The sequence below is a fragment of the Alkalihalobacillus sp. NPDC127517 genome, assembly GCF_050276055.1.
Lineage (GTDB): Bacteria > Bacillota > Bacilli > Bacillales > Bacillaceae_D > Alkalicoccobacillus.
Window position 1 is genome coordinate 71,527 of record NZ_JBNNQX010000012.1, and the last position, 25,580, is coordinate 97,106.

A 25,580-nucleotide genomic window follows, 5' to 3' on the forward strand; every position below is an offset into this window, starting at 1 on the left:
ATTGAATCAAAGAAGAAAACACATCCATTATGGTCGAGATGGATTCCTTTACGGCTTAAGCTTCTTGCTACTACTGGAGTGGTTGTTACCTTTACCATTGATGACAGACACAGGATCAATTAGATATTTTTTGATTGCGACATTTCTCTTTTTTCTTGTTTCCTTCTTACAAACACCACTTTTTGTTAGTTTTTTGGCGAGAGTGGTTGTCATTGGGGGAAGCTTATATGTTTTGTTTCCTGCTGGAGGAGTCACTCCGCTTGAATGGATTCCATTATTTTTCTCAGATCTAACCACAAGTACTTGGAGCATTCTGACAGGGAACTGGTATGACCTATCTGACGTATTTCGAAGCTTTTTATTTCTAATCCTGCTCTCGATCATGAGCTTTTTACTTTTTTACTGGACAGTTTATTTAAGGAGGATCTTCTTTTTCCTCTTATCAACTGTTCTCTATATCACAGTAATTGACACATTTACAATGTACGATGCAACCATAGCTATAATTCGTGTTATGGGTATTGGAGTATTGTTGCTTGGATTCATGTATATGTATCGAACCATCGAAGCTAATCGATACGTGAACACTCCGCGCTTATTACCCATTCGAATAGGACTTGTCATTACAGGTTTATTCGTTGTAACAGGCTTTATTAGCTTACTTCTTCCAAAGCCAGATCCTCAGTGGGACGACCCCGTTCCGTTTCTCCAGGCTGCAGTGACAGGTGAGGGGACGGGTCAAGGAGGTACTCGCAGAATCGGATATGGAAATAACGATGAGCGGCTTGGTGGGGGTTTTGTTGATGATGATACACCTGTTTTCCTGGCAACCGTAGAAAGAGGCGTGTACTGGAGAGGTGAGACAAAAGATTTCTATACTGGAGCTGGGTGGGAGCAATCAACAACTGCTTCAGGAGGATACCGGGGTACTATAAATTTTGAAACGACAGAAGCCGCAGAACGTTCAATTAAAGAAGCGAATGTAAAGATGTACAATCAGATGCGTTTCTCACATCTGTTTTACCCGGGGGAATGGTATTCACAAACGGTTGAGGAGTATCAAAACGACCCCGTTGTACTAGATGAGTACACGCAAAAAGCTGAAATCCTCTCTGGAGGAGAAGCTCTATCACCTCAGGAATATACCTTTGAGTATATGGATACAAGCTACAATATTGATGGTCTTAGAAATGTAACTGGATCGGATAATAACTTAGAGTTAAATGAGTATTACACTCAACTTCCCGACACCATTCCAGAAAGAGTGTATGAGTTAGCGGAAGAGCTGACTGCAGAGGCAACTAATCGATATGATCAAGCGAAGGCGATTGAAGATCATTTTCGTGGTCCGGAGTTTACATATGAAACACAGGATGTTGCTGTTCCAGAGGCAGGTCAGGATTACGTTGATCAATTTCTTTTTGAGACACAGCAAGGGTATTGTGATAATTTCTCCACATCAATGATCGTTCTGCTACGGACGCTTGATATTCCAGCAAGATGGGTGAAGGGTTTTACAGCAGGAACAATGGTGGATGTTGGGGATGGGGCGAACAGCTACACGATTTCCAATTCAGATGCCCACTCATGGGTTGAGGTTTACTTTCCTGGAGAAGGCTGGGTTGCCTTTGAACCTACCAAAGGATTTACAAATACGTATGCGTTCGATCAAGAATTTGAAAATGAAGCTGATCCAGTAGAGGTACCTGATCGCGAAACAGATCAAGAGGAAGAAGAAACAGAAGAAGTGAATGAAGAGGAAGTGGAGGAAGAAGTCGAAGAGGAAGATCAAACGGAGCCGGCAGTTGCAGCGGATCAGAATTCTTCATCTTCACCTGTTGGGTTATGGGTGACAGCCGTCATTCTGTTTTTACTTTTATCTCTATTCATTATCTATCGTAAGAGACTGATTACCTCAGTGGTTCTCCTGTATTACCGCTCGAAAAAAGACGAGCATGTATTTAATCAAGCGTATGAAAGACTGTTGTGGCTCCTAAAGTTAAATGGATACGAGAGAGAATCGAGTGAAACGTTAAGTGAATTTGCAGCTCGTTTGGATCAACAATTTGGATTTAGCGACATGAGTGTATTAACGTGTGAGTATGAGCACACATTATATAGTGGAAAGCCAGCTGTTAATGGATGGGCTAGGCAAAGGCACCATTGGGAACGAATTGTTATGAAAATCAAACCTTGACCACTTAAGGTGTGCCTTGTTAAAATAAGTCGGTGTATAGCAGAAGCTACGAATATCAGATGTTTTAACTTCTTAAGGCCAATGCAACGTGCATTCTGATATGAAGCTGCTGGTATTCTGCCAAAGATTCACAATAAGGCAGAGTATCAGCTTTTTTCTTTACGTATGACTTCATGGCAGAATTGTACAATTTAATAGGAAAAGGATGGAAGATCATGACTGAATTTGATCAAGAAATGATTGTTGTTCTCGACTTTGGAGGACAATACAATCAGCTGATTACAAGACGTATCCGTGATTTTGGGGTGTACAGTGAGCTTCACTCACACAAGATTACAGCTGAGGAAATAAAAAAATTAAATCCAGTAGGAATTATCTTCTCTGGTGGACCGAACAGTGCGTACGTGGAAGGTTCTCCACACTGTGATCCAGCCATCTATGATCTAGGTGTGCCAATTCTTGGGATCTGTTACGGAATGCAGTTAATGACTCAGCACTTCGGTGGTAAGGTAGAAGCTGCTTCTCATCGCGAATATGGTAAAGCGATTATCAGTGTTCAAAATCAATCTGAAGTATTTAAAGGACTTCCTATCGAACAATCTGTATGGATGAGCCATGGTGATAAGATCGTGGCGCCGCCTGAAGGATTTGTTGTCGATGCATCCAATCCATCTTGCCCAGTTGCGGCAATGAGTAATGAATCAGCAAACCTATACGGAGTGCAATTCCATCCGGAAGTTCGCCACTCTGAATTTGGGGACGAGCTCCTCAAGAACTTTACCTTTGAAGTGTGTAAGGCTAAAGGCAACTGGTCTATGGAAAACTTCATTGAGGTTGAAACGGAAAAAATCCGTGAGCAAGTTGGAGACAAGCACGTATTATGCGCACTAAGTGGTGGCGTAGACTCTTCAGTTGTAGCTGTTCTTTTACATCAGGCCATTGGCGATCAATTAACGTGTATGTTTATTGATCACGGACTTCTTCGCAAAGGCGAAGCAGAGAGCGTAATGAAAACATTTAGCGAAGGATTCAATATGAACGTCATTAAAATTGACGCAGCTGATCGCTTCCTTTCTAAGCTTCAGGGTGTATCTGATCCTGAGCAGAAACGTAAAATCATTGGTAATGAATTCATTTATGTGTTTGATGAAGAATCAGCAAGCCTTAAAGATATGGATTTCCTTGCACAAGGAACCCTATATACAGATATCATTGAAAGTGGAACTGATACAGCCCAAACGATTAAATCGCACCATAACGTAGGTGGTCTTCCTGAAGACATGCGTTTTGAACTGATTGAACCATTAAAAGCGTTATTCAAAGATGAGGTTCGTAAAGTTGGTTCAGAGCTTGGTATTCCAGATGAAATCGTTTGGAGACAACCTTTCCCAGGTCCAGGTCTTGGTATCCGGGTGCTTGGAGAAATTACGGATGAGAAGCTTACAATTGTTCGTGACTCAGATTACATTCTGCGCGAAGAAATCAAAAAAGCAGGACTTGACCGTGAAATCTGGCAGTACTTCACAGCCCTTCCTAACATGCGTAGCGTAGGTGTTATGGGTGATGCGAGAACATACGATTACACAGTCGGTATCCGTGCCGTAACATCAATTGATGGTATGACAAGTGACTGGGCTCGTATCCCTTGGGATGTACTCGAGCTAATTTCTACACGTATTGTAAACGAAGTAGCTCATGTAAACCGCGTCGTGTATGACATTACGAGTAAGCCACCAAGCACAATTGAGTGGGAGTAAGAACAACAGCCTCTGAGAGATTATTCTCAGAGGTTTTTTTATGATGAAGGTCTTTCATAATTTAATATCACATTATCCCAATTGATACAAGGCGTTAATGTTGCTAGTCTACACTAGACATAGATTAAAAAAGGGAGGAATGGAAATGAATCGTTTACGATACGTTGGCATGACAGGTATTGTGCTACTTGCATTTACTTCTGAGGCAAAAGCAGAAGAGACAACCATCCAGATCCTACATACAAACGATGTACATGGACGAGCCTTTGAAGGTGAATTTGATGGAATGGGTTATGCGAAGCTAGCGACACTCATCGACGAAACACGTTCTGAAAACGCCTTATTACTCGATGCGGGTGATACGTTTCACGGCACAACATTCGCTTCTCTTGAGGAAGGAGAAACGATTGCACAAGCATTAAATTTGCTAGACTATGATGCGCTTGTTCCTGGAAACCATGATTTTAATTATGGCCTAGAGCGACTTCGTGAGCTTGAAGGATCGTTGGATTTCCCGATCATTGCGGCTAATGTTTTAAACAATGAGCAAAAAACGTTCTTTGATCCATATCTAATTAAAGAAGTAAATGGTACGAAGATAGGCATCTTTGGTCTCGCCACCCCAGAAACCGAATACAAAACCCACCCGAACAATGTTCGTGATGTAACATTTGAAGATCCGTCCATCACCGCTAGTCGGATGGTCGAAGAGCTTAAAGGTGAGGGTGTGGATGTGATTGTTGCTTTAGCACATCTTGGTATTGATGAATCCAGTGAGTTTACAAGTGAAAAAGTAGCTGAGGATGCTCCGGGCATAGATGTAATCATTGACGGACACAGTCATTCTGAATTAAAAATTGGAATGGAGGCAGGCAATGAAACACTCATTGCTAGTGCCGGAGAATACACTCAAAATCTTGGTGTAGTTGAACTCGTTATTGAGGACGGTGATCTCATAGATCGGAGTGCACGTTTAATTAATCAGGCCGAGGTTGAAGAGATTGAACCTGATCAAGAGATGGTTTCCCTTTTAGAAGCGTTAGAAGAAGCCCAGCAGGACATTCTAGCAGAACCCGTTGGAGAAACAAAGGTAGAATTAAACGGGGAACGTGAGCAGGTGAGAGTAGAAGAAACTAATCTAGGAAATTTAATTGCTGATATGTTACGCGAATCAACAGACGCTGATGTGGCCTTAACAAATGGAGGAGGAATACGAGCCTCTGTCGCTGCTGGTACCATCACAAAAGGGGACCTTGTGGAAGTCTCTCCATTTGGAAACTACGGAGTGACTAAGGATGTAACGGGTGAGCAGCTTTTGGAAATACTAGAAATTGGGGTGAAAGATTACCCTGAACCAAGTGGTGGGTTTCCGCAAATAAGTGGCTTTTCCTTTTCTGTAGATGAATCAAAGCAGCTGGGGGATCGGGTTCATTCAGTCACTGTAGATGATACGCCATTAGACATAGCTAAAACGTATACGTTAGCAACGAATGATTTTCTAGCAAGCGGTGGTGATGAATATGAGCTACTGGCCGATCTCCCTATTAACAATGAGTATAGTGCGCTAGATGAGTTATTGATTTCATACTTAGGCGAATCAGGTGAAATCGCACCTAAGGTAGAGGGACGTATACAATTTGGAGAGCTCGAAGAAGAAGGGTCCAGTGACAAAGCAGTTCAAACCGAATCAGATTCTTCTTATATTGTTCAACCAGGTGATACACTATTTAAGATAGGACTACGTGAAAATGTAACCTGGAAGACATTGATGGAATGGAACTCAACGATCAAAGACGAAGACTTGATCTATGCAGGTGAAACAATTAATTTTTCTGAAGAACCAAGTCAAAAGTAAAAAAATTGGCGAGCTTACCATTCCAGTTTCTACCATAAACAAATCGAATAAGCTAGTAAAACACACAAGAGTGAGCAATCTATTTTGTGTGTTTTTATTCGTTTTCCGAATAATGCATATGAAATCGCAATCATTGTTCGGTTTTTATTGACAAATTGAATGAAGGTTGCTAAGATCAATTCATAAACAACCACATATCAATTCTCGTATATTCGCGGAAATATGGTCCGTGAGTCTCTACAAGCTGCCTTAAAGAGCTTACTACGATGTTATCCCATCAGAGGACGTTTGGTCTTCTATTTTGCTGATAATGTGTACGCTCGGAGTAGAATGCTCGGAGCTTATTTTTATGGGGAAATCCCCCAAGGAGGAGCAGCATGGATCGATTTTTTGGATTAACAGAAAAAGGTACCACTATAAAAAGAGAGGTAATCGCCGGACTTACAACCTTTTTGGCCATGGCATACATTCTGGGTGTTAACCCGTTAATCCTTGGTGATGCAGGGATGGATATGAATGCAGTGTTTGTGGCAACAGCCTTATCGGCCATGATCGGGTCTATTATTATGGGACTAGTTGCAAATTACCCTATTGGTTTGGCTCCGGGAATGGGTATCAATGCGTTCTTTGCTTATACTGTTGTCTTAGGCATGGGATTAAGCTGGCAAGCGGCATTGTTTGCTGTATTTATCTCAAGCATTATCTTTTTACTTATTACGGCATTTAAAATTAGAGAAATCATCATTAATGCGATCCCTGCTGAATTAAAGCATGCAGCAGGCGCAGGTATCGGTTTATTTATCGCGTTTATTGGTTTGAAGAATGCTGAGATTGTTGTGGCGAATCCTTCTACTTTTGTTGCGCTAGGAGATCTAACATCTGGACCTGTATTACTTGCTGTCTTTGGTGTAATCATTACATCCATTTTTGTAGTTGTTGGTCTAAAAGCCGGTGTATTTTATGGTCTTGGTATCACAGCCATTGTTGGTATTATCTTTGGTTTAGTAGGAAGACCAGAGGCAATTGTTGCACCAGTGCCAAGTCTATCACCAACTTTATTTGCAGCTTTTGATATTAGTAGCTCTGAAATCTTTAGTACACAAATGCTTGTAGCTATTCTTACTTTCTTATTTGTTACGTTCTTTGATACAGCAGGTACCTTGTTTGCTGTAGCGAGTCAAGCTGGATTTGTAAAAGATAATAAACTTCCTAGAGCAGGGAGAGCCTTATTCTCCGATGCAGCTGGTGGAACAATTGGATCACTATTAGGTACTTCAACTACTACTGCTTATGTAGAATCTACTTCTGGTGTTGTGGTAGGCGGACGAACTGGACTGACTGCAATTGTTACGGGTCTCCTTTTCTTAGTCGCCTTGTTCTTCTCACCTTTACTCACTGTTGTTACTGGTCAAGTAACCGCAGCAGCACTTATTATTGTTGGGGTTATGATGACATCTTCTCTACGTTTGATTGATTGGACACGTATGGAAATTGCAATCCCTGCATTTATTACGTTCTTGACGATGCCACTTACGTACAGTATCGCAAATGGAATTGCGCTTGGATTCATTCTTTACCCTATTACAATGGTTGTAAGTGGAAAAGGAAAAACAGTTCATCCGATTATGTACTTCTTATTTGTTGTCTTTGTTCTGTACTTTGCATTCTTGAGTCATTAAAAGTCTTAAGCAAAGAGTCTGGGACATAACTAAAAACCAATTTGAAAAGGCGAATGATTCGATTGCAGAATCATTCGCCTTTCGTAATTTTAATTGAACGAGCGGAAGGAGAACCCTTGAATCCTACGGAACAGAACGCGGTGAAGACACTGTAGCGGGATTTGCTCTATTTGTGTTTTACTCGCTACATTCATGTTATGTCTCGCCCTTTTTTTGTATTATCGTATCTTCGCATACACACACGTATCTCGTAACTCATTACGATCAATCGCTTTAGCTTCCTGCTTCAATACTGCCTCGAGTTCAAAGTTCAGCCTTACAGCAATCGCACGGCTTTTCACGTTTTTTGCATCGCAGCGAATTTCAACTCTGCGTGCGTTTAATTCTTGAAACGCAAAGGTTGTAATCCCCTGAACGGCTTCAGTCATATAGCCTTTTCCACTATAATCTGTTCGAATCCAATAGCCAATCTCTACTTTCGGAACGTCCCAATCAATACGATGGAGACCGGATGAGGCTACAAGTTCTCTAGTTTCTTTATGGAATACGAGTAGGCGAAGGTCTTTTCGAGTTAAAAAATTGACGTGAGCTTCGCGGATGTTTGCTTCTGTAAGCTCTGGTGATTGTTCAAAATGAGCAAACGGCAACCACGGTTTTAGCTGCTCAATTGATGAGCTTACCGCTTCGTACATCTTCGCGCCATCGCCTGGTTTTGGAGCTCGAATGAGTAATCGTTCGGTTTCAAAGCTGTCTGGAAAATCAATCATTAAGGGATTCATTTGTTTCACCTCATCTTTAGTTCTCTACAGTTTACTTTAATGAAAGGTACCTGCCAATAGAATAAAATGAATATTTTCCCTATTGCGTGGCACGATAAGTGTATTAACGAGTGAGGTGGAACAAACATGCCTTCTGTCTATTCAATCAGTACATACGCACCTCCCCACAAGCTTCGTCAAGAGGACACTATGGAGTTCGCGCGGGAGTTATTTAGTGAAAGCTTTGAAGACATCGAGCGTCTCTTAACCGTGTTTGGTAATGGACAAATTGATGAGCGTTATTTTGCGGCGCCGATGGAGTGGTTCCACGCACCACATACGTTGAAAGAACGAAATGATTTATTTATTGAACTTGCTGTAAAGTATGGCGTTGCTGCGATTCGGAATTGTCTTCAAAACAGCACCTTTTTAAAAAGAAGAGTGGGTGTGGATGAGATTGATGCCATCATTTGTGTAACTAGCTCAGGTATGTCTACGCCAGGATTGGAAGCACGAATGATGAACCATCTTTCATTTGATAAGCACACAAAACGAATTCCAATATGGGGGCTGGGCTGTGCTGGAGGAGCTGCGGGGTTAAGCCGAGCCTTTGAGTATTGTCAGGCTCACCCTGAGGAAAATGTTCTGCTCATCTGTGTGGAGTTGTGTAGCTTAACCTTTCAACAGAATGACCATTCTAAAAGTAATTTGATCGGAACCTCGCTTTTTGCAGATGGGGTGGCATGTGCCTTAGTGGGTGGAGATGAGAGTCCGCTTCGCTTTGATCTTGTAAAAGAAACATCTCCTCGCTTTCTCGGGAGCAGATCGACATTAATGCCTCAATCAGAGGATGTGATGGGATGGGATGTGCGTGATTCAGGATTGCACGTTGTCTTTTCACGAAGTATCCCGGGGATCGTAGAGAAATGGCTTGAACCAAATGTGAAGGAATTTCTGCAGTCAGAGGGGGTGCAGCTATCTGACATTGATGCCTTTGTTGCACACCCTGGTGGGAAAAAGGTGCTTGAGTCCTATGAAAAAGCATTAGGCTTTTCACCTGAAGAAACGGCTGTTTCTAGAGAAGTATTAAGAAAGTATGGAAACATGTCCTCGCCGACTGTGCTGTATGTGTTAAAAGAATTTATGGAAGCAGACAGACCACTCGGTTATCGCGGATTGATTGCTGCCCTCGGGCCAGGTTTCTGTTCTGAGCTTGTACACGTTGAGTGGGAGGGAATCGTCCATTGATACTCGTTTATCTCTTTATTGGGCTTGTCATCGTGCAAAGGCTCGCTGAAGTTGGGGTGGCTAAGTCAAATGAACGCTGGATGAAGGATCGTGGTGCTTTTGAAGCTGGAGCGAGCCATTATCCTGTCATGGTTGCTCTTCATGTTTCATTTTTCCTTTCATTATTGCTTGAGGTAACCTTAAGGCAATCAGTATGGTCGATGTGGAGCATGTTACCGCTTGTTTTCTTTTTAATTGCTCAAGCGATACGAGTATGGGCGCTGGTCACACTCGGTAGAAGCTGGAATACCAAGATTATCGTATTGCCTGGAGCTGAGCCTGTGAACCGAGGACCGTACAAGTGGATTCGTCATCCTAACTATGTGGTTGTCATCTTGGAGATCTTCTTTTTGCCGCTTGTCTTCCAGGCCTACATAACGGCTATCGTATTTAGTTTGTTGAATGTAGTAATGCTAAGCGTTCGAATTAAAGCAGAAGAAGAGGCGCTTAATCACGAAGGCAGCTATCAGCAGACGTTTAAACATGTGAGACGGTTTATTAGTATTCGAAAGAAGTAAAGGAGTCTGGGACAAAACTAAATTCAATGAGAAAATGGCGAATGATTCTACCATCGAATCATTCGCCATTCGTTCTTTTAATATTTTTTAGGAAGACACGCGGGTGTGAGGGATTCTCCTGCAGCGGATTTTTTGCTGAATTCGTGTTTTGCTAACAACATTAACGTTATGTCCCCGTCTCTTGTTTGATCTGTTCTTATTCTAGTTCGTTGAATACATCAAAAATATAAGGTTCGAAGGTAATGTTCGTTCCATCGGGAAATGAAGCCGATCCTTCAGGTGGCGTGAAGAAGGGTTCGTTGCCTACATTGATGGGAAGGGTGAACGCTTGATTGGTCGCATCATAACGCACCTCGTAAGGAAGACCTAACAGCATGTAATAGAAGAGAGGACTCGTTTCAAATTGTATGCGAGTACTCGTGTTGTTTTCGAATGTGTTTACATAGTTTAAGTTTGTCTGCACGTACAGAGCAGGCGGACTCGTGGATTGCATAAGAGATGAAATGGTTTCAATATTGAGTGCAATCACCCATTTATTGTTGAGCAGTCTGAGGTGAAATTCAAACTCATGCTCCCAATACTCGTCCCATCGAATCGTGACAGGGATATAAACTCCCTCTTCGCTTTGCTCAGGCACCTCCCCAATTACGTATCCTTCAAAAGGTTCGAACTCGTCAATTTGTTGCTCAATCTGGTCAAGATATTCATCATTTACTTGAGAAGGATCAATGAAATCTAACAAGTCGTCTGACTGAAATTGAAAATCTGTCTGCTGTAACTGTTGAAGATATTGGTTTAGTCTTTTCTCCGGTCCAGTCTGTTTTAATAGGCTGAAAAAGAAATAAGATAGAGCAACTGCACTTATGATACCTGATAGGTAAAAGAGTGTTCTTCGCCTCAACGTACATCGCCCCATTCCCTGTCATACATTGGTGTATTTATAGTTTAACGATCATTGGTGGTTCATTCAATCGATCATTGGATTTTGTCGAACGAAAGTGGCCCTCATGCTACAATCATAATGAAGAGTTTATTTAGGGGGAGTTAGGTTGGCTAAAAAACGTAAACAGCAATTTAGTGTTGCGCCGGAGGAGAGTTTAGCAGATTGTCTCGATCGAATGAAAAAGGAGGGATATCGTCCTGTTCGTCGGATGGAGAAACCTGTTTTTAAGGAAAATGGCTCAAAAACTCCAGTTATCAGCCATCAGCAGATTATTTTTGAAGGAATATTAGAGGAAGACGAACAATAATTCTTTAATTAGATATAACCGTTCGACTTTTAGTTGACACTCTTAAAAATACCTTGTAAGATTAATGTGCATTGTCGATAAAAAACGAAATAACACCTCATATAATTTTGGGAATATGGCCCATACGTTTCTACCTGATAACCGTAAATTATCAGACTATGAGGGAAGATATCGCGCTTTTGTCTACTTTTTTTCATGTAGAGTGAGTGCGTCAAAGCGCGGAATTAGCTGTCTTTCTCTCATTGTGCAGATTAGGATCTGATTCTGCGTTTTTTTGTTTGAAACAAGCAGTCATACGAGGGAGTGAATGATGGTGATGGAGCCAGTTGTTGGCGTAATCATGGGAAGTACATCTGATTGGGAAACAATGAGTCACGCGTGTGACATGTTGGATGAGTTAAATGTTCCTTATGAAAAGAAAGTCGTTTCGGCACATCGTACACCAGATCTGATGTTTCAATATGCGGAACAAGCTGTTGAACGAGGTCTGAAAGTCATCATTGCTGGAGCAGGAGGAGCCGCACATCTACCTGGTATGGTGGCAGCGAAAACGCCAATACCTGTTATTGGTGTTCCAGTTCAATCCAAGGCGTTAAATGGACTTGATTCGCTTTTGTCGATTGTCCAAATGCCAGGTGGTGTTCCTGTGGCGACCGTCGCTATTGGTCGTGCCGGTGCAACAAATGCGGGAATCCTAGCAGCACAAATTGTTGGGATAACGAATCAAGCCGTACAGGATGCCGTGCTAACCAAGCGCAAACAAACGGAAGAAGCTGTCCTTGCAAGTAGTGATATGTTATGAGTGATGTACTAGTAAAACCCGGGACAACCATCGGCATGATCGGTGGTGGACAATTAGGAAGAATGATGGCTCAATCAGCGAAGCAAATGGGTTACCGAATTGCGGTTTTAGAACCAACACACGATTCCCCTTGTGCTCAAGTCGCTGATCATGTGATTGAAGCAAAGTACGACGATCTTGACGGAGCAGCTAAGCTTGCGGAGTTAAGCGATGTAATCACATATGAGTTTGAAAACATAGATGAATCAACGGCGAAGTGGCTGACAGAACATGTTGATTTTCCACAAGGATTTGACGTGTTACGGGTTAGTCAGCATCGTCTAACAGAAAAACGAACAATTGAATCATTAGGCGTAACGGTGGCACCCTATGCAGAGGTTTCGTCACTCTCGGATATTCAATCAGCCTGTGAGACTGTTGGACTTCCGGCAGTTTTGAAAACATGTCGAGGTGGATACGACGGAAAAGGTCAAGCTGTTGTTCATACGTTTGAAGAGCTTGAGAAGGCTGCGACAGAACTCGCTCAAGCAGGCGAGCTGGTCCTAGAAGGATGGATTTCATTTCAGAGCGAGGTTTCAGTGATTGTGACGCGTTCGCGTAATGGAGAAACAAGTACCTTCCCGGTAGCCGAAAATATTCATAAGAACAATATTTTGCACCAGTCGATTGTGCCGGCGCGAATCTCTGAAGGCACGGCTGAAGAAGCGAGAGCCATTGCATTAAAGCTTGCAGAAGGTCTTGAAGTAGTTGGAACACTTGCAGTTGAGATGTTTGTTCAAGAGGATGGTCATATTCTTGTAAATGAGATTGCCCCACGTCCGCATAACTCTGGACACTATACGATCGAAGCGTGCCGGACATCGCAATTTGAACAGCAAATTAGAGCTGTATGCGGGTTACCACTTGGTAGCACGGAGCTCTTAAGGCCAGTTGTAATGGAGAATGTACTCGGTGAGGATATCAAGCCTTTATACGAGAAGCTACATCTTTTAGGTGATATTTCGCTTCATTTATATGGGAAGGCTGAAGCAAAGGAAAAACGGAAGATGGGTCATCTGACTGTTCTTGCAGATACAGTAGAGACTGCACTTAATCAGCTTGAGCAATTTAAGAAAGAAGCAACGAACTAATTTATAGATACTATATGGAGGCTTACTTACATGATTGAACGTTATACTCGTCCGGAAATGGGCGCCATTTGGACTGATGAAAACCGTTATAATGCTTGGCTAGAGGTTGAGATTGTTGCGTGTGAAGCATGGTCTGAGCTAGGAATGATTCCAAAGGAAGATGTACAAAAGATTCGCGAGCATGCGAGCTTTGACATTGCACGAATTCTTGAAATTGAAGAAGAGACAAGACATGATGTTGTTGCCTTTACACGTGCAGTATCTGAGACTCTTGGAGAAGAGCGCAAATGGGTTCATTACGGACTGACGTCAACGGATGTTGTAGATACAGCCCTTTCTTATTTACTTAAACAAGCAAATGATATTTTAGCTGCGGACTTAGATCGCTTTCTAGAGATCTTAAAAAACAAAGCCATTGAACATAAGTTTACGGTGATGATGGGCCGTACGCACGGTGTTCATGCGGAACCAACAACATTTGGTTTGAAGCTTGGCTTATGGTATGAGGAAATGAAACGTAATATTGAACGCTTTAAGCACGCAGCGGAAGGCGTACGTTTTGGTAAGCTGTCTGGTGCTGTTGGAACCTATGCCAACATTGACCCACAAATTGAGCAGCTTGTCTGTGAAAAGCTTGGACTGAATGCAGCGCCAATCTCTACTCAAACATTACAGCGTGATCGTCACGCAGAATATATGGCGACTCTTGCACTGATTGCAACGTCTGTAGAGAAATTTGCTGTTGAGATTCGTGGTCTTCAAAAGAGTGAGACGCGTGAAGTTGAAGAATTTTTTGCAAAAGGTCAAAAAGGATCGTCTGCGATGCCACACAAACGTAACCCAATCGGTTCTGAAAACATGACTGGACTGGCTCGTTTAATTAGAGGCTACATGCTGACAGCCTACGAAAACGTACCACTATGGCATGAACGAGATATCTCTCACTCATCTGCTGAACGAGTGATTTTACCGGACGCAACCATTGGTCTGAATTACATGCTAAATCGTTTCTCGAACATCGTGAAGAATCTTACGGTTTTCCCTGAGAATATGAAGCGTAATATGACGCGTACATACGGGCTTATTTACTCGCAACGCGTGCTCCTTTCTCTTATTGATAAAGGCATGGTTCGTGAGGAAGCGTATGACCTTGTTCAACCAAAAGCTACACAGGCGTGGGAAGAAGGGATTCAATTCCGCGAGCTTGTTGATGCAGAAGAGCGCATTACAGCGGTGCTATCTAAGGAAGAAATTGATGAATGCTTTAACTACGAGCACCACTTAAAGCATGTAGACACGATTTTTAATCGCCTTGGCTTACAGTAAACCTTAGGAGGTCCACACCAATGGAAAAGCAGCAGCAGCTTTACGAAGGAAAAGCAAAACGAATTTATCAAACGTCTGAACCGGGTGTTCTTTGGGTCACTTATAAGGATGATGCCACAGCATTTAACGGAGAGAAAAAGGATACGCTTGAAGGTAAGGCGAGGTTGAATAATGAAATTTCTACGTTAATCTTTACTCATTTGAATGAAAAAGGACTTCAAAGTCACTTTATTCGGAGATTATCTGACACGGAGCAACTTGTTCGTCAGGTGGAGATCGTTCCACTTGAAGTGGTTGTTCGAAATGTCGTTGCTGGGAGTATGGCGAAGCGTCTTGGAATTGAGGAAGGCACGCCACTTGTTGAACCAATCGTTGAGTTCTACTACAAGGATGATGCATTAGGAGATCCTCTCATCACAGAGGATCATGTGTATCTCTTAGAAGCAGCAACAGCCGAAGAAGTTGAATCTCTTAAAATTCAAGCAAAAAAAGTAAATGAGTTATTAGTAGAGTTGTTTGCAGGAATTGGTGTAAGGCTCGTTGATTTTAAATTAGAGTTTGGTCGTACAAACGAAGGAAAGCTACTTTTGGCTGATGAGATTTCACCTGACACATGTCGTCTTTGGGATATTAAAACAAACCAAAAGCTAGATAAAGATCTGTTTCGCCGTAATCTAGGAAGCTTGCAGGATGGATATCAGGAAATACTAACACGCTTGGGAGGCCAATAATGTATAAAGTTAAAGTCTACGTAACGTTAAGAGAAAGTGTTCTTGATCCACAGGGAGTAGCGGTTCAAAATGCGCTACACACTATGGAGTATAAGGAAGTACAAGAAGTGCGTATCGGAAAATACATGGAGCTGACACTTGCAGATACAAGTGATGTGGATGCTCGTGTAAAAGAAATGTGCGAGAAGCTTTTAGCGAATACCGTTATTGAAGACTATAGCTATGACATTGAGGAGGTTGTCTCTTCATGAAGTTTGCGGTCATAGTATTTCCAGGCTCCAACTGTGACGCGGATATGTACCATGCTATCCGCGACCAGCTTGGGGAAGAGGTAGATTACGTTTGGCACAACGATACCTCACTTGATGGGTATGATGGCATTCTATTGCCAGGTGGTTTCTCCCATGGTGATTACCTTCGTTCAGGTGCCATCGCCAGATTTGCGCCAATTATGAACGCGGTTATTGAGTCAGCGAATGCAGGTGTACCCGTTCTTGGTGTGTGTAATGGATTCCAGGTTCTCTTGGAGGCTGGTTTACTGCCGGGTGCCATGAAGCGTAACGAGGGACTTAAATTTATCTGTCGTCCGGTACAACTATCCGTAGAAAACGCAGATACATTATTCACTTCAACTTATACAAAGGGACAAGAGATTACGATTCCTGTCGCACATGGTGAAGGAAACTATGAATGTGACGAGGAAACCTATCAGTCTCTTGAAGCAAACAATCAAATTGTGTTCCGATATAGCGAGAATGTAAATGGATCGCGTCATCAAATTGCAGGGATTGTGAATGAGGCAGGAAATGTACTTGGTATGATGCCTCACCCTGAACGCGCAGTAGAAGAGATTCTTGGCAGTGACCAAGGGCTACCATTATTTCAATCTATTCTAAAAAACTGGAGGGACTCTCATGTCACTACTCGTTGAACCAACATCCCAACAGGTAAAAAAAGATAAGCTGTATCAGGCTATGGGTTTAACTGATGATGAATTCCAGCTTGTTGAAGAGATTTTAGGGCGTACCCCTAACTACACAGAAACCGGATTATTCTCAGTTATGTGGTCAGAGCATTGCAGCTACAAAAACTCAAAGGTTCTTCTTAAGAAGTTCCCCGTAACAGGTGAAAAAGTTCTTCAAGGACCTGGTGAAGGTGCCGGAATTATTGATATTGGCGATGAACAGGCGGTTGTTTTCAAAATTGAAAGCCACAACCACCCTTCAGCAATCGAACCATATCAAGGAGCTGCAACCGGAGTTGGCGGAATTTTACGAGATGTGTTCTCAATGGGGGCACGACCAATCTCTATTTTAAATTCACTTCGTTTTGGTGAACTAACGTCGCCAAAGGTACGCTACCTCTTTGAAGAGGTTGTTGCGGGAATTGCAGGATACGGAAACTGCATCGGTGTACCAACTGTTGGTGGAGAAGTGCAATTCGATCCTTGTTATGAAGGCAACCCTCTAGTGAATGCAATGTGTGTTGGATTAATCGATCATAAAGATATTCAAAAAGGGCAAGCAAAAGGTTTAGGAAACACAGTGATGTATGTTGGCGCAAGCACAGGCCGAGACGGAATCCACGGTGCAACATTCGCATCTGAGGAGTTAAGTGAAAGTTCAGAAGAGAAGCGCCCAGCCGTTCAAGTTGGGGATCCATTTATGGAGAAGCTTTTACTTGAAGCTTGCCTTGAGTTAATTCAAAGTGACGCTTTAGTTGGGATTCAAGACATGGGAGCAGCTGGACTGACTTCATCTTCAGCGGAGATGGCAAGTAAAGCAGGCTCTGGAATTGTAATGAATCTAGACCTGATTCCACAGCGTGAAAAAGGCATGACAGCTTATGAAATGATGTTATCTGAATCTCAAGAGCGTATGCTTATCGTTGTTAAAAAAGGAAGAGAAGCAGAAATTAAAGAAATCGTAGATCGATGGGGACTGCTTTCAGCAGAAGTTGGTTATGTAACAGACGATAAACGACTTCGCCTTATGCATAACGGTGAGGTAGCGGCAGATGTTCCTGTAGATGCCCTAGCTGAAGAAGCACCTGTTTATCACAAGCCTTCATCTGTGCCAGCTTATTACAAGGAGTTCCAAGAACAAGCGGCTTATGTTCCTCAAGTAGAAGACTTTAATGAAACGTTACTTAAACTATTAGCCCAGCCAACCATTGCTAGTAAGGAATGGGTCTACGATCAATACGATTATATGGTTCAAACAAATACAGTCGTATCACCTGGGTCAGATGCTGCTGTTGTGCGTATTCGTGATACACGTAAAGCATTAGCTATGACAACAGATTGTAATTCGCGTTATCTATATCTAGATCCTGAAGTGGGTGGAAAGATTGCAGTTGCCGAAGCGGCACGTAACATCGTCGCATCTGGTGGTGTACCACTTGGAGTAACAGACTGCTTAAACTACGGTAGCCCAGATAAGCCTGAAATCTTCTGGCAGCTAGAAACATCAACAGATGGAATGAGCGAAGCATGCCGTACGCTTGAAACGCCTGTTATCGGGGGGAACGTATCGCTTTACAATGAAACAGCTGGTGGAGCGATTTACCCAACGCCTGTTATTGGCATGGTTGGTTTGATTGAAGACCTTGATCATATTACAACGCAAGATTACAAAGCAGTTGGCGATCTTGTTTATCTTTTAGGCGAAACAAAGCCTGAGTTTAGCGGAAGTGAGCTTCAGAAGCTTCAAGAAGGCCGTATTTTCGGGAAGGCACCTGAGATTGATTTATCTCTTGAGAAAGCTCGTTTAGAACAACTTCTAAAAGCAATTCAAACAGGACTTGTTGCATCTGCTCATGATGTATCTGAAGGTGGTCTTGCAGTTGCATTAGCAGAAGGAATGACATCTGGTACTGTGGGTGTTCGCGTTCAGCAAGAAGGAACAAACCCGGTTCATCTTTTTGCAGAGAGTCAATCTCGTTTTGTTGTTACGGTTTCTCCTGAACATCGCACAGCATTTGAAGCGATTGTGGATGCAGAATGTATTGGTGAAGTAACGAATGAAAATCAATTGGTAGTTTGTGATGAGAATGGCAAGGCTGTTCTCGATCTGTCTCAAGAAGAAATCGTTAAGGCTTGGAAAGGAGCCATTCCATGTTTGCTGAAATAAAAGGCTTAAATGAAGAGTGTGGAGTATTTGCTGTTTGGGGACATAAGGACGCAGCGCAAATTACGTATTATGGTTTGCATAGTCTTCAGCATCGTGGTCAGGAAGGAGCAGGCATCGTTGTTTCTGATGGAGACACGTTGAATGTTCATAAAGGACTAGGACTCGTAAATGAAGTCTTTGATCAACAAACCTTACATTCTCTTCACGGCTCTGCTGCCATCGGTCATGTTCGTTACGCAACGGCTGGTGGTGGGGGATTCGCTAATGTGCAGCCACTTATGTTTCGCTCGCAGGTAGGCGGACTGGCCATTGCACATAACGGAAACATTGTGAATGCCAATAACCTTAAGCTTCAGCTTGAAAACCAAGGAAGTATTTTTCAATCTACATCTGATACAGAAGTACTCGCGCATCTTATTAAGCGTAGCGGCTATTGGTCTTTAGAGGACCAATTCCGCCATGCGCTTGCCATGCTAAAAGGAGCTTATGCGTTTGCGGTGATGAATGAACATCAACTCATCGTAGCGATGGATCCAAACGGACTGAGACCACTTGCAATTGGTCGTATTGGGGAGGCGTATGTTGTTGCTTCTGAAACCTGTGCCTTTGACATCATTGGTGCAACCTATGAACGCGACGTACTTCCTGGAGAAATGGTCATCATTGATGACAATGGATTACGCAGTGAACAGTACGACAAATCACCGAACCCTGCGATCTGTAGCATGGAGTATGTGTACTTTGCTCGCCCTGATAGCAATGTGGAAACTATTAACGTTCATACAGCTAGAAAACAGCTAGGCAAACAACTTGCAATGGAAGCACCAATTGAAGCAGACGTGGTGACAGGTGTGCCTGACTCTAGTATTTCAGCAGCTATTGGGTATGCCGAGCAAACAGGGATCCCTTACGAACTTGGACTAATTAAGAACCGCTATGTTGGACGTACCTTCATTCAGCCTTCACAGGAGCTACGTGAACAAGGTGTAAAGATGAAGCTCTCAGCTGTTCGTGGTGTGGTTGAAGGCAAGCGAGTGGTTATGATTGATGACTCGATCGTTCGTGGAACAACAAGTCGGAGAATTGTGAACATGTTGAAGGAAGCTGGAGCACTTGAAGTTCATGTGCGCATCAGTTCACCTCCAATTAAGCATCCTTGCTTTTACGGAATAGACACATCCACGACTTCAGAGCTCATTGCCTCACAACATACGTTAGATGAGATGCGTGACATGATGGGGGCTGATAGCTTAGCCTTTTTAAGCACAGACGGGTTAATGAAAGGAATTGGACGCAACCCAGAGATGAGTAATTGCGGTCAATGTTTGGCTTGCTTTACAGGAGAATATCCAACAGAAATTTACGCAGATACAGTTCATCCACACGCAAAGGTGTAATAAAGGGAGGCAGCATTCGCATGTCAGATGCATACAAACAAGCCGGCGTTGATATTGAAGCAGGCTATGAATCAGTGAAACGAATGGGACAACACGTAAAAAGAACAGCACGCGCAGGTGTTCTTGGAGGTTTGGGTGGATTTGGAGGAAACTTTGATTTATCTTCCTTAAACTACAAAGAACCTGTCCTTGTATCCGGAACAGACGGTGTAGGAACAAAGCTTATGCTTGCTTTTATGATGGATAAGCATGACACAATCGGTGTAGATGCCGTTGCGATGTGTGTAAACGATATTGTTGTTCAGGGTGCAGAGCCGCTTTTTTTCCTTGATTACATCGCATGTGGAAAGGCTGATCCAGAACGAATTGAAGCCATTGTCAAAGGTGTGGCGGATGGCTGTGAACAAGCTGGATGTGCTCTTATTGGGGGCGAAACAGCAGAAATGCCGGGCATGTATGATCCAGAGGAATATGATTTAGCAGGATTTTCTGTTGGAGCGGTGGAGAAGTCCACACTGATCACAGGGGATGCAATCAAGCCTGGCAATGTTGTCATTGGACTAAGCTCAAGTGGTATACACAGCAATGGTTTCTCACTTGTAAGACATGTTTTACTAGAGAAATCAGGGTACGCTCTTACTGATCATGTAGAAGGACTTGAAAAACCACTCGGTGATGTGCTATTAACACCTACCAAGATCTATGTGAAGCCGTTACTAGCTGCGATCAAACACCATACCGTAAATGGGCTTGCCCACATTACAGGAGGCGGTTTCTATGAAAATGTTCCAAGAATGCTACCAGCAGGGACAAAAGTTGAGATTGATAATGGCTCATGGCCAATTCCACCCATATTCAATGTTCTAAAAAGAGAAGGAGAATTGAGTGAAAAAGATCTTTTCTCTACTTTTAATATGGGAATTGGAATGATGCTTATTGTCCCAGAAGATGAGCACCTTGATGTGATTCGTACGCTTGAAGCTGAAGGTGAGCAGGCATACATCATTGGTCGTGTAACCGAGGGAGAAGGAGTAGCTATTGGAGGCATTGATTCATGAAGATCGCCGTATTTGCTTCTGGCACAGGCTCAAATGCTGAAGCTTTGATGCAGTCCGCATCCCAAAAGCAATTAGGTGGTGAGGTCGCGCTGCTTATCTCTGACAAACCAGGTGCTGGTGCTCTGACTAAAGCTGAGCGCCACGGGGTGCCTGCTATTGCGTTAGCTCCCAAGGACTTTCCATCAAAAGCAGACTATGAAGCTAAAGTCGTTTCTCATTTGCAAGAGCACGGTGTAGAATTTGTCTGTCTAGCAGGGTATATGAGATTAATTGGTTCCACTCTGCTAAACGCATACGAGGGTCGAATTGTGAACATCCACCCATCGCTTTTACCAGCTTTTCCTGGGTTAGATGCAGTCGGGCAGGCATTAGAAGCAGGAGTAAGTGAAACAGGCGTGACCATTCATTATGTGGATGCAGGAATGGATACTGGACCAATTATTGCTCAAGAAAAAGTTCTCATAGAAACAACTGATTCAACTGAAGATGTGTTTCGTAAGATTCAAGCAATTGAACACAAGCTGTATCCGCAAACGGTTAAGCAAATCATGGAGAGAAAAGTTGTAGGAGGAGACGGACAAAATGAGTAAGAAACGAGCATTAGTCAGTGTATCGAAAAAAGAAGGATTAGTACCATTTGTTCAAGGACTCGTAGAACAAGGCATTGAAGTCATCTCAACAGGTGGAACCAAAAAAGCGCTTGAAGACGCGGGTGTCCCTGTTATCGGCATTTCAGAAGTCACTGGTTTCCCAGAAATCCTTGATGGTCGTGTCAAAACCCTTCATCCTAACATCCATGGTGGCTTACTCGCGATGCGTGAGAAGGCTGAGCACCAGGAAGCTCTTGAAACGCATTCAATCGATCCCATTGATTTTGTTGTCGTGAATCTTTATCCATTTGCTGAGACGATTGCAAAGGAAAACGCTACGTTTGAAGACGCAATTGAAAATATCGATATCGGTGGACCAAGTATGCTTCGTTCAGCAGCAAAAAATCATAACCATGTAACGGTTGTTGTAGATCCTGCTGATTATGAGCATGTATTAACTGAGCTAAAAGAAAACGGTTCTGTTAATGGCGACACGCGTCGTCGATTAGCAGCAAAAGTATTCCGCCATACGGCCGCTTATGATGCGATGATCGGAAGCTATTTAACAGAAGCGGTGGGAGAAGAATACCCCGAGTCTCTAACCCTTACATATGAGCGTAGTCAATCTCTTCGTTACGGTGAGAACCCACACCAAAAAGCAGCGTTCTACAAGTCTGCTCAAGGAGATAAAAGCTCAATCGCAAATGCCACACAGCTTCATGGTAAAGAGCTTTCTTACAACAATATTGGTGATGCGAATGCAGCGCTTGAGATTGTAAAGGAATTTTCTGAGCCAGCGGCAGTCGCTGTGAAGCACATGAATCCATGTGGAGTCGGTACAGGTGAAACGATTGAGCAAGCATTTAACCGTGTGTATGAAGCAGATTCGGTCTCTATTTTTGGTGGAATTATCGCATTAAATCGTGAAGTAGATGCGGCTACTGCTGAGACAATGTCTACGATATTCTTAGAAGTGATTATCGCGCCAAGCTTTACAGAGGAAGCTAAAGCAATTTTAACGAGAAAGAAAAACATTCGCTTACTTCAACTAGAGATTGAAACAACGGAAAAAGCAGTAAATAAAGTGACATCTGTTCAAGGTGGATTATTAGTTCAAGAGGAAGATAAACCAGAAGTGGACGAGAGTAACTGGACCGTTCCAACAAAACGTCAACCAACAGAAGACGAATGGACAGCACTAAAATTAGGCTGGAAAGTCGTAAAGCATGTAAAATCCAATGCGATTGTATTAACAAATGGTGAAATGACAGTGGGTGTTGGAGCTGGACAAATGAACCGTGTTGGTGCGGCAGGGATTGCCATTGAGCAAGCAGGTGAGCGTGCAGATGGATCGGCGCTCGCATCTGATGCTTTCTTCCCAATGGGAGACACAGTGGAAGCAGCAGGCAAAGCTGGGGTAAAAGCAATTATTCAGCCGGGTGGATCGATCCGTGATGAAGAATCCATTCAAAAAGCGGACGAGTACGGCATTGCCATGGTCTTCACTGGCACACGTCACTTTAAACACTAAGAGCGGAGGATGCCACAATGAATGTACTTGTAGTTGGAGGCGGTGGACGAGAGCATGCCATCGCGTGGAAGCTCTCGCAAAGCACAAAAGTTGAAAAGGTGTTTGCAGCACCAGGAAACCCAGGAATGACTGATGTAGCAGAAGTTGTATCCATTGGTGAAACCGATTTTGCGGGTTTGATTTCGTTTGCTAAAGAAAACAACGTAGAGTGGACAGTGATTGGTCCCGAGGTGCCCTTAAGTCTTGGTATTGTTGACCATTTTAGAGGGTCTGGGTTAAAGGTATTTGGTCCGAACCAATCCGCAGCTAAAATTGAAGGCAGTAAGTCCTTTGCGAAGGATCTTATGAACCGGTATGGCATTCCTACAGGAGCCTCAGCAACCTTTTCTTCTTATGAGGAAGCCGCGTCTTATGTAAAAACACAAGGTGCACCGATCGTCATCAAAGCAGACGGACTCGCAGCCGGAAAAGGTGTAACGGTAGCTATGACAGAAGAAGAAGCACTAGCTGCTTTGTCTGATGTATTAGAAGCGAATCGCTTTGGGGATGCTGGAGCAAGTGTGTTAGTTGAGGAGTATTTAGAAGGGGAAGAGCTATCCCTTATGGCATTTGTTCATAACGACATCGTAGTGCCAATGGTCGGAGCACAGGACCATAAGCGTGCGTTTGATGGGGACAAAGGTCCAAACACAGGCGGGATGGGTGCATACTCTCCTGTGCCTCAGTTTAATGCCAATCAAGTAGATGTGGCAGTTCGTGCTGTATTAGAACCAGCGGCTGCAGCAATGGTGGAAGAAGGTACACCCTTTACAGGAATTTTGTACGCAGGCTTAATGATGACAGCAACTGGACCAAAAGTGATTGAATTTAACGCACGCTTTGGAGATCCAGAAACACAAGTGGTACTGCCACGACTTGAAACGGATTTAATCGACGTGATGGAGAAACTCCACAATGGTGAAAAACCAGATCTCCTTTGGTCAGAAGAAGCAGTTGTCGGTGTGGTTATGGCGAGTACTGGTTACCCTGGAGAGTATCCAAAAGGTGTGGCCATCGCCGGACTCGAAGCAGCTGCCAAAAAAGGACTCGTTTTCCATGCAGGAACAACTCTTCATGACGGCATCTGGCAAACAAACGGAGGCCGCGTCCTCCTTGTTGCAGCCAAAGGAGAAACCATTCAAGAAGCAAAAGAAAAAGCCTATGAATCTCTGATCCATATTAAGAGCGAAGGCCTTTTTAACCGAACAGATATTGCTGATAAAGCAATTAAATAATGAAAAGAGCAGCATCTGCTTAAGCGGGTGCTGTTTTTTTGTTGTTGGGGAGGGGAGAGCAGTGCGTGATGAAGGTTAGATTGCTGGGATGGAGTAGGGATTGGGGTGATAGAGTGCTGGATCCATGGGATGGAGGAGGGATGAATGTGTTAGAGTGCTGGATCCATGCGATGGAGGAGGGATGAATGTGATAGGGTGCTGGATCCATGGGATGGAGGAAGGATGGATGTGATAGAGCGCTGGATCCATGGGATGGAGGAAGGATGGATGTGATAGGGTGCTGGATTCATGGGATGGAGGAAGGATGAATGTGATAGGGTGCTGGATCCATGGGATGGAGGAAGGATGGATGTGATAGAGCGCTGGATCCATGGGATGGAGGAGGGATGGAAGTGATAGGGTGCTGGATCCATGGGATGGAGGAGGGATGGAAGTGATAGGGTGCTGGATCCATGCGATGGAGGAGGGATGAATGTGATGGAGAGCTATATCCATGCGATAGAAGTATAATTGAAGCAAAGTACACCCCACCCCAAAAACCCACTATTGCGTAACTCTCACTTTCCATGTTTTACTAATCTTATCATTATCAATAAAACCTAGCCTGGAGGAAACCGATGAATAGACGCATTGCCTTGTTTCTGATTTTTTCATTAATCCCTTACGGCTATATTGGGATGCAACTGGATTTTTCGTATCATGCTGTCATTGGTTACATTGGGTGGGGCATAGTTTTTATTTTAATTGGTTTCTTAATAAGACGTAGGTTGTTGGGACTTGAATCCATCGCCATTCCCTTTATTTCATACGGCATTTCCTACCTATGTGTCCAAGCATTCCAAGTTGAACGGTGGTCCTATTTCTTCATTCCCTTTGGTGTTGAAGGTTCATTGCTTCTTTTTTATATTCTCAGTTTATTCGGTCTAGGAATTGGGCTTTTAATTGGAATCAAGAAAAAGAACCCAGCTTTATGATGGGTTCATCACACGTCCATCTTGATGATGTTCGTGTTTTTTTGTTTCTATCTGATTTGCCTTGTTCATATACTTAATAGGACAAAAGCGGGTGATTCCTTCTGCTACCTTTAATGCACCTAGAATAATGCAGATAAAACCAATAAGGGATGCTTTCTTCTTAGCCGAGAATAAGCCGAGCAAGGTGAGCCCACATGTAAGGCGAATAAATGATTCAATGAGATTTAAATTTGGCTTCATGATCCGTTCCTCCACTTTAAAAAGTTATTTAATGCTTTCAGCAATTAATGTGTGAAAAGATGTCACAAGTTTTTCCTATATAACCTTGATTTTGT

The 25,580-nt window shown here is 43.1% G+C and carries 23 protein-coding genes and 2 riboswitches; of the genes, 20 read left to right on the forward strand and 3 right to left on the reverse strand.

Annotated elements, in window-relative coordinates; all coding sequences use genetic code 11:
- Nucleotide 1: 1 nt before the first annotated feature.
- The 4 genes from ACQKKO_RS16655 (at nt 2) to ACQKKO_RS16670 (ending at nt 7,488) form a co-directional block, all read left to right on the forward strand.
- Nucleotides 2–2,197 (forward strand): transglutaminase TgpA family protein, encoded by a 2,196-nt coding sequence (locus ACQKKO_RS16655; RefSeq protein ID WP_498649156.1) that lies wholly within the window; start codon nt 2–4, stop codon nt 2,195–2,197.
- Between the two features lie 215 nt (nt 2,198–2,412).
- A complete protein-coding gene (guaA, locus tag ACQKKO_RS16660; protein ID WP_498649158.1) occupies nt 2,413–3,954 on the forward strand; it encodes a glutamine-hydrolyzing GMP synthase in 1,542 nt (513 codons plus the stop codon).
- A 145-nt stretch (nt 3,955–4,099) separates the two neighbouring features.
- Nucleotides 4,100–5,809, forward strand: coding sequence for a 5'-nucleotidase C-terminal domain-containing protein (locus tag ACQKKO_RS16665; protein ID WP_498649160.1), 1,710 nt, complete (start codon nt 4,100–4,102; stop codon nt 5,807–5,809).
- A gap of 184 nt (nt 5,810–5,993) precedes the next feature.
- Nucleotides 5,994–6,093: riboswitch (purine riboswitch) on the forward strand.
- A gap of 93 nt (nt 6,094–6,186) precedes the next feature.
- On the forward strand, nt 6,187–7,488 hold the full coding sequence (locus tag ACQKKO_RS16670) for an NCS2 family permease (protein WP_498649162.1): 1,302 nt from the start codon (nt 6,187–6,189) through the stop codon (nt 7,486–7,488).
- A gap of 218 nt (nt 7,489–7,706) precedes the next feature.
- Here ACQKKO_RS16670 and ACQKKO_RS16675 read toward each other — a convergent pair whose 3' ends face one another.
- Nucleotides 7,707–8,267 (reverse strand): GNAT family N-acetyltransferase, encoded by a 561-nt coding sequence (locus tag ACQKKO_RS16675; protein WP_498649164.1) that lies wholly within the window; start codon nt 8,265–8,267, stop codon nt 7,707–7,709.
- A 126-nt stretch (nt 8,268–8,393) separates the two neighbouring features.
- On the opposite strand from ACQKKO_RS16675, the gene ACQKKO_RS16680 reads away from it, so the two are divergent.
- Together ACQKKO_RS16680 and ACQKKO_RS16685 are read left to right on the forward strand one after the other, a co-directional pair.
- Nucleotides 8,394–9,494 carry a type III polyketide synthase gene (locus ACQKKO_RS16680; RefSeq protein WP_498649166.1) on the forward strand — a complete coding sequence of 367 codons (1,101 nt, stop codon included), beginning with the start codon at nt 8,394–8,396 and terminating at the stop codon, nt 9,492–9,494.
- Entirely contained in the window at nt 9,491–10,051 is a 561-nt protein-coding gene (locus tag ACQKKO_RS16685; protein WP_498649168.1) for an isoprenylcysteine carboxyl methyltransferase family protein, read from the forward strand. Before ACQKKO_RS16680 ends, ACQKKO_RS16685 begins: the two co-directional genes overlap by 4 nt.
- A 196-nt stretch (nt 10,052–10,247) precedes the next feature.
- Here ACQKKO_RS16685 and ACQKKO_RS16690 read toward each other — a convergent pair whose 3' ends face one another.
- Nucleotides 10,248–10,952, reverse strand: coding sequence for a hypothetical protein (locus tag ACQKKO_RS16690; RefSeq protein ID WP_498649170.1), 705 nt, complete (start codon nt 10,950–10,952; stop codon nt 10,248–10,250).
- A gap of 148 nt (nt 10,953–11,100) precedes the next feature.
- Here ACQKKO_RS16690 and ACQKKO_RS16695 point away from each other — a divergent pair, with 148 nt between their 5' ends.
- The 14 genes from ACQKKO_RS16695 (at nt 11,101) to ACQKKO_RS16760 (ending at nt 25,245) form a co-directional block, all read left to right on the forward strand.
- Complete coding sequence (locus tag ACQKKO_RS16695) at nt 11,101–11,301, forward strand: NETI motif-containing protein (RefSeq protein WP_498649172.1); 201 nt, start codon at nt 11,101–11,103, stop codon at nt 11,299–11,301.
- Nucleotides 11,302–11,378: 77 nt separating this feature from the next.
- Nucleotides 11,379–11,480, forward strand: a riboswitch (purine riboswitch).
- Nucleotides 11,481–11,617: 137 nt separating this feature from the next.
- Nucleotides 11,618–12,103, forward strand: a complete 486-nt coding sequence (gene purE, locus ACQKKO_RS16700) for a 5-(carboxyamino)imidazole ribonucleotide mutase (RefSeq protein WP_498649231.1) — start codon at nt 11,618–11,620, stop codon at nt 12,101–12,103.
- Entirely contained in the window at nt 12,100–13,233 is a 1,134-nt protein-coding gene (purK, locus tag ACQKKO_RS16705; protein WP_498649174.1) for a 5-(carboxyamino)imidazole ribonucleotide synthase, read from the forward strand. Before purE ends, purK begins: the two co-directional genes overlap by 4 nt.
- A 30-nt stretch (nt 13,234–13,263) precedes the next feature.
- Complete coding sequence (gene purB, locus ACQKKO_RS16710; protein WP_498649175.1) at nt 13,264–14,559, forward strand: adenylosuccinate lyase; 1,296 nt, start codon at nt 13,264–13,266, stop codon at nt 14,557–14,559.
- 20 nt (nt 14,560–14,579) lie between these two features.
- Nucleotides 14,580–15,290, forward strand: a complete 711-nt coding sequence (gene purC / locus ACQKKO_RS16715; RefSeq protein ID WP_498649177.1) for a phosphoribosylaminoimidazolesuccinocarboxamide synthase — start codon at nt 14,580–14,582, stop codon at nt 15,288–15,290.
- A complete protein-coding gene (gene purS / locus ACQKKO_RS16720) occupies nt 15,290–15,541 on the forward strand; it encodes a phosphoribosylformylglycinamidine synthase subunit PurS (RefSeq protein ID WP_498649179.1) in 252 nt (83 codons plus the stop codon). Before purC ends, purS begins: the two co-directional genes overlap by 1 nt.
- The gene (purQ, locus tag ACQKKO_RS16725) at nt 15,538–16,221 is read left to right on the forward strand and encodes a phosphoribosylformylglycinamidine synthase subunit PurQ (protein ID WP_498649180.1); all 684 of its coding nucleotides are present in this window, start codon (nt 15,538–15,540) and stop codon (nt 16,219–16,221) included. The genes purS and purQ overlap by 4 nt, the downstream gene beginning before the upstream one ends.
- Nucleotides 16,205–18,421: a phosphoribosylformylglycinamidine synthase subunit PurL gene (gene purL / locus ACQKKO_RS16730; protein ID WP_498649182.1), complete on the forward strand. Its 2,217-nt coding sequence runs from the start codon at nt 16,205–16,207 to the stop codon at nt 18,419–18,421. The genes purQ and purL overlap by 17 nt, the downstream gene beginning before the upstream one ends.
- Nucleotides 18,406–19,818, forward strand: coding sequence for an amidophosphoribosyltransferase (purF, locus tag ACQKKO_RS16735; RefSeq protein ID WP_498649184.1), 1,413 nt, complete (start codon nt 18,406–18,408; stop codon nt 19,816–19,818). The genes purL and purF overlap by 16 nt, the downstream gene beginning before the upstream one ends.
- A gap of 20 nt (nt 19,819–19,838) precedes the next feature.
- Nucleotides 19,839–20,876, forward strand: a complete 1,038-nt coding sequence (gene purM, locus ACQKKO_RS16740) for a phosphoribosylformylglycinamidine cyclo-ligase (protein WP_498649185.1) — start codon at nt 19,839–19,841, stop codon at nt 20,874–20,876.
- The gene (purN, locus tag ACQKKO_RS16745; protein ID WP_498649188.1) at nt 20,873–21,466 is read left to right on the forward strand and encodes a phosphoribosylglycinamide formyltransferase; all 594 of its coding nucleotides are present in this window, start codon (nt 20,873–20,875) and stop codon (nt 21,464–21,466) included. The genes purM and purN overlap by 4 nt, the downstream gene beginning before the upstream one ends.
- Nucleotides 21,459–22,997 (forward strand): bifunctional phosphoribosylaminoimidazolecarboxamide formyltransferase/IMP cyclohydrolase, encoded by a 1,539-nt coding sequence (purH, locus tag ACQKKO_RS16750; RefSeq protein WP_498649190.1) that lies wholly within the window; start codon nt 21,459–21,461, stop codon nt 22,995–22,997. Before purN ends, purH begins: the two co-directional genes overlap by 8 nt.
- 17 nt (nt 22,998–23,014) lie before the next feature.
- On the forward strand, nt 23,015–24,271 hold the full coding sequence (gene purD / locus ACQKKO_RS16755) for a phosphoribosylamine--glycine ligase (RefSeq protein ID WP_498649191.1): 1,257 nt from the start codon (nt 23,015–23,017) through the stop codon (nt 24,269–24,271).
- Nucleotides 24,272–24,888: 617 nt separating this feature from the next.
- Nucleotides 24,889–25,245 (forward strand): hypothetical protein, encoded by a 357-nt coding sequence (locus tag ACQKKO_RS16760; RefSeq protein WP_498649194.1) that lies wholly within the window; start codon nt 24,889–24,891, stop codon nt 25,243–25,245.
- On the opposite strand, the gene ACQKKO_RS16765 is transcribed toward ACQKKO_RS16760, so the two are convergent.
- Entirely contained in the window at nt 25,240–25,485 is a 246-nt protein-coding gene (locus ACQKKO_RS16765) for a YgaP-like transmembrane domain (protein ID WP_498649197.1), read from the reverse strand. The two genes, ACQKKO_RS16760 and ACQKKO_RS16765, sit on opposite strands and share 6 nt — an antisense overlap.
- Between the last annotated feature and the right edge of the window lie 95 nt (nt 25,486–25,580).